Annotated in this window: 11 protein-coding genes and 1 other annotated feature (1 of these 12 running past the window's edge); of the genes, 6 read left to right on the forward strand and 5 right to left on the reverse strand. The window is 50.6% G+C overall.

What is annotated here, in order from left to right:
* Nucleotides 1–100: a sequence feature (ribosomal protein L20 leader region), on the reverse strand; it reaches 38 nt to the left of the window's first position.
* A 54-nt stretch (nt 101–154) separates the two neighbouring features.
* Nucleotides 155–1,390: a glycosyltransferase family 2 protein gene (locus B1728_RS27160; RefSeq protein WP_079913558.1), complete on the reverse strand. Its 1,236-nt coding sequence runs from the start codon at nt 1,388–1,390 to the stop codon at nt 155–157.
* Between the two features lie 356 nt (nt 1,391–1,746).
* Here B1728_RS27160 and B1728_RS35905 point away from each other — a divergent pair, with 356 nt between their 5' ends.
* The 3 genes from B1728_RS35905 to B1728_RS27170 all read left to right on the forward strand — a co-directional run bounded on the left by B1728_RS35905 (nt 1,747) and on the right by B1728_RS27170 (nt 4,102).
* Nucleotides 1,747–1,926, forward strand: coding sequence for a hypothetical protein (locus B1728_RS35905; RefSeq protein WP_144028024.1), 180 nt, complete (start codon nt 1,747–1,749; stop codon nt 1,924–1,926).
* Between the two features lie 453 nt (nt 1,927–2,379).
* Nucleotides 2,380–2,907, forward strand: a complete 528-nt coding sequence (locus B1728_RS27165) for a phosphatase PAP2 family protein (RefSeq protein WP_079913581.1) — start codon at nt 2,380–2,382, stop codon at nt 2,905–2,907.
* Nucleotides 2,908–2,977: 70 nt separating this feature from the next.
* Entirely contained in the window at nt 2,978–4,102 is a 1,125-nt protein-coding gene (locus B1728_RS27170) for an MGDG synthase family glycosyltransferase (protein WP_079913559.1), read from the forward strand.
* Nucleotides 4,103–4,226: 124 nt separating this feature from the next.
* On the opposite strand, the gene trmB is transcribed toward B1728_RS27170, so the two are convergent.
* The 3 genes from trmB to B1728_RS27180 all read right to left on the reverse strand — a co-directional run bounded on the left by trmB (nt 4,227) and on the right by B1728_RS27180 (nt 5,907).
* Nucleotides 4,227–4,976, reverse strand: coding sequence for a tRNA (guanosine(46)-N7)-methyltransferase TrmB (gene trmB / locus B1728_RS27175; protein ID WP_079913560.1), 750 nt, complete (start codon nt 4,974–4,976; stop codon nt 4,227–4,229).
* A gap of 121 nt (nt 4,977–5,097) precedes the next feature.
* Nucleotides 5,098–5,265, reverse strand: a complete 168-nt coding sequence (locus B1728_RS35910; protein WP_256865526.1) for a hypothetical protein — start codon at nt 5,263–5,265, stop codon at nt 5,098–5,100.
* 48 nt (nt 5,266–5,313) lie between these two features.
* On the reverse strand, nt 5,314–5,907 hold the full coding sequence (locus B1728_RS27180) for a WGxxGxxG-CTERM domain-containing protein (protein ID WP_079913561.1): 594 nt from the start codon (nt 5,905–5,907) through the stop codon (nt 5,314–5,316).
* Nucleotides 5,908–6,129: 222 nt separating this feature from the next.
* Between B1728_RS27180 and mnmL the strand changes: the two genes are divergently transcribed.
* Nucleotides 6,130–7,092: a tRNA modification radical SAM protein MnmL/YtqA gene (gene mnmL / locus B1728_RS27185; RefSeq protein WP_079913562.1), complete on the forward strand. Its 963-nt coding sequence runs from the start codon at nt 6,130–6,132 to the stop codon at nt 7,090–7,092.
* On the opposite strand, the gene B1728_RS35915 is transcribed toward mnmL, so the two are convergent.
* Nucleotides 6,980–7,681, reverse strand: a complete 702-nt coding sequence (locus tag B1728_RS35915) for a hypothetical protein (protein ID WP_144028026.1) — start codon at nt 7,679–7,681, stop codon at nt 6,980–6,982. The genes mnmL and B1728_RS35915 overlap by 113 nt on opposite strands.
* Before the next feature lie 142 nt (nt 7,682–7,823).
* Between B1728_RS35915 and mnmM the strand changes: the two genes are divergently transcribed.
* A complete protein-coding gene (mnmM, locus tag B1728_RS27195) occupies nt 7,824–8,408 on the forward strand; it encodes a tRNA 5-(aminomethyl)-2-thiouridylate-methyltransferase MnmM (RefSeq protein ID WP_079913564.1) in 585 nt (194 codons plus the stop codon).
* A gap of 48 nt (nt 8,409–8,456) precedes the next feature.
* Nucleotides 8,457–9,422 (forward strand): type I phosphomannose isomerase catalytic subunit, encoded by a 966-nt coding sequence (locus tag B1728_RS27200; RefSeq protein ID WP_079913565.1) that lies wholly within the window; start codon nt 8,457–8,459, stop codon nt 9,420–9,422.
* The last annotated feature ends 81 nt before the right edge of the window (nt 9,423–9,503 follow it).

Below are 9,503 nucleotides of genomic sequence, written 5' to 3' on the forward strand. Positions count from 1 at the left end.
TTAAGGTTCAAGTGATCGATTTCATTCCACATTCACTTTAGCTTATAACCAGCCAACTTCAAGTCGGTCAGGTGAGAAGCGGGCGCTTCTTCTTTTGCACCAAAGAATCATATCATATTCTATTTAGGAAGTCAACAAGTTCGCAAATTGTAAGCTAGCTGACCTGCTTGCTTTGAACCTCTTCCAATCGAATGACCCTTGTATGCTCTGTATGGCTCCATTGCTTGTTGTTTTGCGTGAAGAACGCGTACACCGTAATCGGCCACCAGGAAAGCATAAATACAGGGAACGTGATCAGGTACATCCAGGTTTTCCAGGACGCCTTTTCGATAATCAGCGCTAACGGGAACAGGACGTAGCTGACAATAGCAACGATCGTGAACAGGGCCGGCGCATAATCGAACAGCGATCTCAGTGAAGGAATGCCCGGCATCATCATATCGATCCACAACGCGATGGAAACGATAGAGCCGATCAGAATGACATAAACATTCAGCGCGTATACGGCCGTATCGATCTTGGCCCAGCTGGCTTCCTTCAGACCCTGCCAGAACAACGGGAAGAAATAGCGGCGGGCGACATCAAAGTGTCCCTGCATCCATCTCAAACGCTGCCTTGCCGATGCCTTGAAGGTCAGAGGCTTCTCGTCGTAAACCTTCGCATCATAGTTAAACGTAGGATTAATGCCGCGCTGCACGCAGCGCATAGTGAATTCCAGGTCTTCCACCAGGCTTGTAGCGCCCCAGCCGATCTCTTTCAGGAGATTGGTTTCAAAGCACATGCCCGTTCCGCCAAGGAAATTAGCCAGTCCCAGGTTTTCACGAGGCAGCTGCCACAAGCGGTTGCAGTACCAGTAGGTTACCGCGTAAGCTGCGGTAATCCAGGAATCGTTCGGATTTTTGGTATCCAGGTAAGCTTGAATAACACGGGAACCATTGCACAGATCATTGTTCATGTGCTTCAAATAATCAGGGTTCACCAGATTGTCTGCATCGAACATAACGACCGCATCATAGCTGCGGGGCATCTTCCAGAGCTCCTTCAGCATCCATTCAATGGCAAAACCTTTGCCGCGAAGCTTCGGATTGTTGCGCTCGCAGGCATGAACGCCCATGTTCCGGGCGATGTCTGCGGTTTTGTCCGTACAGTTATCGCAAATTACAAAAACGTCATACAATTCTTTCGGATAATCGAGGTTTTTCAGGTTATCGATCAGCGCTCCGACGACTTGTTCTTCGTTATGAGCCGCAACCAGTATGGCAAAAGACTTTTGCGGTGCATGCTGCGCTTTAGGCTTGCGCCGGAACCAACCAAAGCATGTCAAAAAAAGCTGGTATCCTCCGACTAACGCCAAGACAATCTGAATGCCTAGTATTACATTGTCCAGCATCATAAATCCCCCTTTTTTATGTACCTCAAAGTCTTTTCTCTCTCTACTCTCTATAGTTATGAACTTCGATGGTCTCTTTTGGATTTGTGTGGGTAGCCGAATATGATTTTCCTCTCTTTGCCCCGTTTTGTCAAAAGCCCCTGATAGCTCCTTTTAGTCAGATCTATGAGCTATACGGTCAAAAACAAGGCAAATTAAACAAAGCTCTCTGCCAACCAGCTTTTACATCTCATTTTCATCGATTTTCAGCTTTTTTTCAGTTTAGCATGATTTAGCAGCTGCAGCATCCGGGCAATTAACGGATTCAGAAGCCGCTTGTCCCTTCAACTTGCGCTTGTACAAGCAGGTACTTGCATGTGATCCCACGACTGCGTAAGCTGTATGCCTCCCTGCCGCGGATTACGGGAACGGCATACGCTACTATGATACAACAATTCAACGTCGTGTACAAATTGTGGAAAATGTACCCAAAAGGACATAAGGATGCCTATGCGGCGGCACTTCATAATTCCTTACCCTGCCGCGAGCCATTCTAATCATCCGAATGACGGGCTTGTGCACTCATACAGTCTAGGTCTGATGGGCCTGTCCGGCAAAACCGCAACACGGCACCAGCACCCGCTATCCAAATTGACGAATGTTTCCGTCTCCAACCCTCAACTCTTCTAAAAATGTTGCATAATCGACAGGAGAAAAGGGAGGCTTGTTCGTTCATAGAAGCTCACAGGTTGTCAGGTGGCCTGTCCATTAAACGTTCGGAACACGTCTCCCGAATAGCCCAGACGTGATAGGAAATGCCGTTTGAGGACCCCGTAGAGCTTCTGGGCTATACAAGCGGTCGCCCATTGTTAGAAGAGCATTAACGCAGCGTTAAATATGATTGGAGCCTTTTTATTATGGAATTGATATTCCATTAACAAAAGGGGATTACACTTATGTATATGTTCGCTATCTTGAGCTTATCCCAATTTTTGAAGGAGGAAGGGGCAATGAGCAAAGTCATGCTCTGGCTTCAGTTTCATGAAAAGCGGCTGTTTCGTTGGGTCAATCAGCGGCTTCAGCACAAAGTACTCGATTATGTATTTAATACGATAACCCACCTGGGCGGCGCGACGATGACGATCCTGGCGTCCCTGGGCTTGACCTTATTCGGGCAGGACGGCTGGAGAATGGCCGGGGTCCATTGCTGTGTCGCTCTGGCACTCAGCCACATCCCCGTTGCGATTATAAAACGAGCCTACCCGCGGCTTCGTCCTTATCTTGTTCTTCCCGACACGAATACATGCAAAAAGCCGCTGACCGATCCTTCCTTTCCGTCCGGCCATACAACCGCTATTTTTTCCCTCGCCGCACCGATATCTTATGCCGCCCCCTGGCTGGGAACTATTTTCATTCCGCTTGCATTCTTTGTAAGCTTGTCGCGTATATATTTAGGACTCCACTATCCATCCGACTGCTTGGCCGGGTTCTTGATCGCAATGACTGCCGTATTGGTCACCGCGCCGATATTCGGGTAATGATTTGGGCATAATAGGGACTATGTTCACTTTATGTAAACCATTTGGCACAAGGTATGGTGAAGAGCCTATGAGTAAAAAAAGGGTCTTGTTATTATCCGAAGGCTTCGGTGCCGGACATACGCAAGCTGCTCACGCTTTATCTGTAGGCCTTCGTATGCTCTCTCCCGATATTCAGACCCGCGTTATGGAGCTTGGTACTTTTTTGCATCCCACACTGGCTTCATGGATTCTGACGGCCTATCGCAAAACCGTCACGAAACAGCCTAAACTATACGGCCTCATGTACCGCTACCAATACAAAAAATCATTGAACCGCTTTACCCGGCTGGCGCTACATCGGATTTTTTACTCCCATGCCGCCGAGGTCATCAATCACCTCCGCCCCGACACTATCGTATGTACGCATCCGCTTCCAAGCGCCGTAATTTCCAGGCTGAAGCGGGCCGGTTTAGATGTTCCCTTATGCACGGTGATAACGGATTATGACGTTCATGGCACCTGGGTCAGCCCCGAGGTAACCAAATACCTCGTACCGACTCCCGCCGTAAAAGATAAGCTGCTCCAGCGCGGCGTTCCCGCCGAGGCGATCGAGGTTACGGGCATCCCGGTCCACCCCAACTTTTGGGAGAGGCATAACCGCGAGGAACTCCGGGCCCGCTTTCAGCTTAAGGCTATGCCCACGGTCCTTATTATGGGCGGAGGCTGGGGCTTGATTCACAATACGGAGTTTATGCAGTACTTCACCCGTTGGCGCGACCAAATACAGCTGATTATTTGCCTGGGTAAAAATGACAAGGCTCTAGGCCTTTTATCCGAGGACGAAAGGTTCAGGCACGAGAATATAAGACTAATGGGGTTCACGAGAGAAGTAGATAAATGGATGGACGTGTCGGATTTATTAATTACGAAGCCCGGAGGAATGACCTGCACGGAAGGACTGGCCAAAGGAATCCCCATGCTCTTCTATACACCGATTCCGGGCCAGGAGGAAGAAAACCTGCAGTATTTCACCCAGCACGGCTTCGGCGAGCGGATCAAGTCTGCGGAAACGATCGACCATTGGTTTCAGCTGCTGATAGACCGGTACCCGGAGGTCCAAAAAAGAAGAGCCCTGCTGAACCGGTATATAAACAGCTATAAGCCCGCAGATTGCCCGAGTGCCATTATGGAATTAGTGAATGCAAGCCGCTAAAAGACTCCGGAGCCGGGTCCCTACCCGTTTATCATATCAATGACCGGAGCTATATGTTGCGAAGATATTCTAGCCGATGAAAAAAAGCATGCCGGGCCTTTGGGCTCAGCATGCTTTTCCTATATTAATCCTCTTCCGCGTCATCAGAAGCTTCCACGTTCTTCTCCTGCCGTTCGTTCAGCTCAAGCTGACGCAAATGGTTCTCTAAAGCAGCGGAGCCGATAACGACCTCAAGGCGATGAATATTCATTCCCTTATCATGAAACTTCATTTCATATTCCGTCATAACCAAATCCGTTCGCGGTCCTTCCGCGTGAAGATCCAAAGAAATGTTACGCATTCGAAGTCCCATATCGGCAAAAGAATTCAATGAAAATTCGAATAAGGAACGCGAATCTGTCTTGAAATGAATTTCGCCCAGGTCATTTAAAATATCGATATATTTGCGAACAAAGCCGGAATGTGTCAAACGGCGCCGCGCGTGACGTTTTTTGGGCCAAGGATCGCTAAAGTTCAAGTAAATGCGTTCCAATTCGTTCGTATCGAAAATATCCTCGATCTTTTCAATATTAAAAAGCGCCAGTCTCAAATTGTCCAGAGTCCCGCCGTGCTCCTCACGGGAAAGCTGCGCCTTCTCAGCCGCTCTTCTCAGCAGTTCGTCGTACATATCGACGCCTATGTAATTGATATCGGGGTTCAAGGCGCTGAGCTGACTGATAAATCGGCCCTTCCCCATTCCCAGCTCGACATGAATAGGCTTGTCATTGCCGAACAATTCCTTCCATTTGCCTTTATAAGCCGCTGGATTTAATAGGATAAGACCCGGTTGTGCCTCCAACGCTTCCCTGATCCCTTTTCTACCACGTAAACGCATCGTCATCCTCCAAAAAACTGCAATCTCAATTTCAGTTCAGTGAGAATTATACTCTGAATTGCCGGTAAAGAAAAGACCGGTCCATGCAACCTGCACTGCATGGACCGATATAAGCCGGATATCATACTTCGAGAAGGCGATAATCCACTTTGGTCTGTTCGGAAAACAGCTGAGCTTCCATCGTTTCTCTCACCTTTTTACGAGCCGCGGCGGCCAGCCTCGGCTGTTCCCAGAAGTGAGTACCCATACTGAGCGCCCAAGCTTCTTTAACCGTAAGCTCCACGAGCATCTTGTGATCTCCGGATGGAAACATCAAATGGCTCATAGGGTGCCCGAATTAACGGTCGTTTGCATTAGACTCGTTACGGTTGTTGTTGCGAAGTCCTGCCAAGCCCAGCAAACCAAGCAAACCTAACCAGCCCCAGCCGGAGCCTGTTCTTGTCGTATTGTCCGCGTTAGCACGGTAGCTGGATGTGTTGTAATTTCCGCCGTAGCCATATGGTCTGTACGTGTGATCATACGTATTTCCATACGTATTCATACGGTTCAGCAAATTGTTGCTGCTATAAGTTCCCGTTCCAGTCCCAGTTCCGGTAGGCGTGCTAGTGCTTGTGGCATTGTTCGTGTAGGTGCCGTCAGGTGTCGTGGAAGTTCCTGTAGTGGAACCCGTCGTGCTTAAATTAGTCCCGGTAGTAGTACCAGTGGTACCATAAGTGCTGGAACCGGTAGTACCCGTACCCGAAACGCCTGTGCTAGAGGTCGTATCCACATTATAAGTGCCGTAGTTGCCGGTAGTCGACGAGGTCGTTCCCGTACCGGAAGTAGTCGAAGTACCCGAAGTCGAAGTGGATGCTTCGGCAAAAGCTTGTCCCCCAAATCCCAAAGAAGCAGTAAGAGCCAGGGTCATAACGGTTTTACTAAGCTTGTTCATGTGGTTGTAATCTCCCTTCGCAGCTTGGTTTTGTTGGTGCACCTTTAGCATGGTCCCTTGATGAAATAAATATCCTCACCGGGCGATAGGAGCTTTTGTCAAGGAAAAATTCGCAAAGCATGCGTTTTTGCGATAAAATAAAGAGGTCGAAGATCCTCGAATTCCGCTCCCTAAGGGACTTCCGAGGTTAAGCTCATACAACTATAAAGGAGTTCACTATAGATGAAGCAAGCGGCAATATCACCTATTCCTGCAAGCTGGGGAGATAAAAGGTTTCATACCTGGAACGTGGAAATGCGCCGGCAGTTTGGTACGAAAGTATTCAAGGTTATGCTGGATGCAGGGTTTACTTGTCCCAACCGGGACGGATCTATTGCGGCAGGAGGCTGTACCTTCTGCAGTGCACGGGGGTCGGGAGATTTTGCCGGCAGCCGCCGCGACGATCTGGTGACCCAATTCAACAAAATTCGGGATCTGCAGCATAAGAAATGGCCCGAAGCCCAATATATCGGTTATTTTCAAGCCTATACGAACACGTATGCCCCGGTAGAGGTGCTTCGGGAATATTTCGAGGTTATTCTGGAGCAGCCAGGAGTTGTCGGATTATCGATTGCTACAAGACCCGATTGCCTTCCCGATGACGTCGTCGAGTATTTGGCGGAATTAAATGAAAGAACGTACCTGTGGGTAGAGATGGGACTCCAAACCATTCATGAATCTACCTCGCAGTTAATTAACCGGGCCCATGACACGGAATGCTACCTGGATGCGGTAGCCAAGCTGCGCAAGCATAACATTCGCACCTGCGCCCATATTATTTACGGGCTTCCCGGCGAGACGCATGAAATGATGCTGGAAACCGGCCGGGCCGTGGCTCAAATGGATGTGCAGGGCATCAAAATCCATCTTCTCCATTTGATGCGCAAAACTCCGATGGTCAAGCAGTACGAAGCCGGTTTGCTGCAATTTCTGGAAAAGGACGAGTATGTGAAGCTGGTCGTCGATACGCTGGAAATATTGCCTCCGGAAATGATCGTTCACCGGCTTACCGGAGATGCTCCGAGGGATCTGCTCATCGGACCGATGTGGAGCCTGAAGAAATGGGAGGTTCTGAACGCATTCGATCAAGAGCTGAGAAGACGCGATACTTGGCAGGGTAAATATTGGAATAAAGACAGGTCATGAATATACAAGCCATCATTATACAGAGAAAGAAGATGACGGGAAACGACCAAGGATGTACATGACGAAAGGAGCAATGCTTCGTGAAAAAGACATGGATAGCGGCGCTGGTCACCGCCGCGATGATCTCCGGCTGCACCAGCGAGCCTGCCTCGCAGCCGAAGGAAAGCCCGACGCCCGCGAAGCCTGCTGACACGGGCGAGCTGGTCTCGCCGCCAAAGGCGGAGCAGCCGGACGATACAGCGTCCGGCACCACCGCTGGCGGCGACAGCGCGATCGCTGCCCCTCCGGCGGCAGCGGAAGAGCCTGCTGCGCCCAGCCATGGCGCAGCAAGCGGCGGCGGCGCGGCGACGGGCGCGCCGAAGAAGCCGGCAGCGGACAAGCCGACGCTGCCGCCGGCAAAGACACCGGCGTTGAAGGAGCCGACGCCGTCCCCGCAGACGGTGGCCGAAGCGCCTAAGCCCACCGAGCCGGTAACGCCATCCTTGCCGGCCTCAGCCTTTAAGGAGCCGCCTAAGGCAACTCCGTCCCCTGCGCCGTCGGGAGAAGGCAGCAAATCGCCTATCGTCCCTCCGGTACAGGATCTTCTCACTCCGCCTATGGCGGGGGGAGGCAAATAAATCGTGTTTCTTCTATAGAATATGTAGGTTTTAAAACTATGTAATTTTTTTAACGGTAATGATCCTTTGAACTTATTTTATTATTGAGACTATAGTCATATTTTGGAGGCTCCAATGGGTTTCTTATCCATTCTAAGCTTTGCCCATAAACTGATACAGGAACGTGTCGCTCCAGGCGAGACCGTAGTGGATGCTACGGCAGGCAATGGGGTCGACACCGTTTTTTTAGCCAAATGCGTAGGTCCGCGAGGAACCGTTCACGCCTTTGATATTCAGGAGCAAGCCCTGCTTCTGACGGAGCAGCGTGTTGCCAAAGAGGTGCCCGGGGGCTCCTCGGTCCAGCTGCATTTACGCAGCCATGCGTTGCTCAAAGACACTTTGCCTATAGCGGCGCATGGGCACGTCGGGGCTGTCATGTTCAATCTGGGTTACTTGCCGGGCGCCGACCAGGAGACGATTACGAAGCCCGAATCCACCATCCCTGCGCTGCAAAGCGCTTTGGACGTTTTGCGTGCCGGAGGGATTCTGACCATTGCCTTGTACACCGGGCATGAAGGCGGCGGACTTGAAGCCGAAGCCGTTCATCAATGGGTCGAACAGCTTCCGCAGCAGCAGTACCAGGTCCTGGAATATCGCTTCCTTAACCGGCATAACAGCCCACCTTACTTACTGGCGGTAGAAAAAAGACAATCGAGCTGATATAATGCTACTAAAAAATTGGAAAAACCTTAGAAAGCAGGGAATGCATTGAAACCATATCCATTATTATTTCAACCCGAAATGAAAGAGCGTGTTTGGGGCGGCCGTGCCCTGGAGCAATTCGGCCTGAAGCTGCCCGATGGCCCGATAGGCGAAGGCTGGATGATTGGAGATCATCCGAACGGCACAACCAAGGTGGTGAATGGCGAGCTTGCGGGCATGGGCCTGGATCAAATTCGCGAGCAATATGGCAAAGAGCTGTTCGGCACCAAAGGCTTCTCCGAGAAAAACGGCCGTTTCCCTCTGCTGATCAAGCTGCTGGACTGCCAGGACGACTTATCCGTTCAGGTGCATCCGAATGACCATTACGATCGCCTTCCGCAAGGAGAGCTCGGCAAGACGGAAATGTGGTATATTCTCGATGCCAAGCCCGGCGCCAAAATTATTTACGGGCTGAACGACGGAGTAACCCGCGAGCAATTGGCTCAAGCCATTGAGGAAAACCGCATTCTGGATTGCTTGCGTGAAATCCCGGTTGAAGCTGGAGACTCCTTCTATATCCCTGCAGGTACGGTTCACGCGCTGGGCGCAGGAATTCTGGTAGCGGAAATCCAGCAAAATTCGGACAGCACTTATCGTTTATACGATTACAATCGCTTGGGGCTTGATGGAAAGCCGCGTGAGCTTCACATTGAAGACTCCTTGAACGTTATCGCTTACGAAGGCTCGGGTTCCTCCTATATGAAAACCGAGCTTGCGGGCGCCAATCAATGGCTTACGCTGGCACGCTCTCCGTTCTTCATTACGGAAAAAGGCAAGGTGGAGCAAGCCTGGGCACTGCAAACCACTACAGAAAGCTTTGTGATTCACATCATCTGCGACGGCACCGGCACTATCCAATGGGCCGATGGAGAGCTTGCCGTCAAGCCTGGAGAATGCTATTTGATCCCGGCCAATCTGGGAAACTACACGTTGACCGGATCCATGACCGTGCTTCGCAGCTATCTCCCTTAACCTTAATCGAGTAGGAGGGGGTGATTAACCCCCGTCCTCTCACACCACCGTACATGCGGGTCCGCATACGGCGGTTCCAAA

It is taken from the genome of Paenibacillus sp. 32352, assembly GCF_002042965.1.
Lineage (GTDB): Bacteria > Bacillota > Bacilli > Paenibacillales > NBRC-103111 > Paenibacillus_S > Paenibacillus_S vulneris.

Bases quoted from the DNA above. Each gene is read 5' to 3' on its own strand.
- B1728_RS35910 (WP_256865526.1), bottom strand. From the start codon at position 5,265: ATGCTCGTGGAGCTTACGGTTAAAGAAGCTTGGGCGCTCAGTATGGGT.
- B1728_RS27165 (WP_079913581.1), top strand. From the start codon at position 2,380: ATGAGCAAAGTCATGCTCTGGCTTCAGTTTCATGAAAAGCGGCTGTTT.
- B1728_RS27160 (WP_079913558.1), bottom strand. From the start codon at position 1,390: ATGCTGGACAATGTAATACTAGGCATTCAGATTGTCTTGGCGTTAGTC.
- B1728_RS27170 (WP_079913559.1), top strand. From the start codon at position 2,978: ATGAGTAAAAAAAGGGTCTTGTTATTATCCGAAGGCTTCGGTGCCGGA.
- B1728_RS27180 (WP_079913561.1), bottom strand. From the start codon at position 5,907: ATGAACAAGCTTAGTAAAACCGTTATGACCCTGGCTCTTACTGCTTCT.
- mnmL (WP_079913562.1), top strand. From the start codon at position 6,130: ATGAAGCAAGCGGCAATATCACCTATTCCTGCAAGCTGGGGAGATAAA.
- trmB (WP_079913560.1), bottom strand. From the start codon at position 4,976: ATGCGTTTACGTGGTAGAAAAGGGATCAGGGAAGCGTTGGAGGCACAA.
- mnmM (WP_079913564.1), top strand. From the start codon at position 7,824: ATGGGTTTCTTATCCATTCTAAGCTTTGCCCATAAACTGATACAGGAA.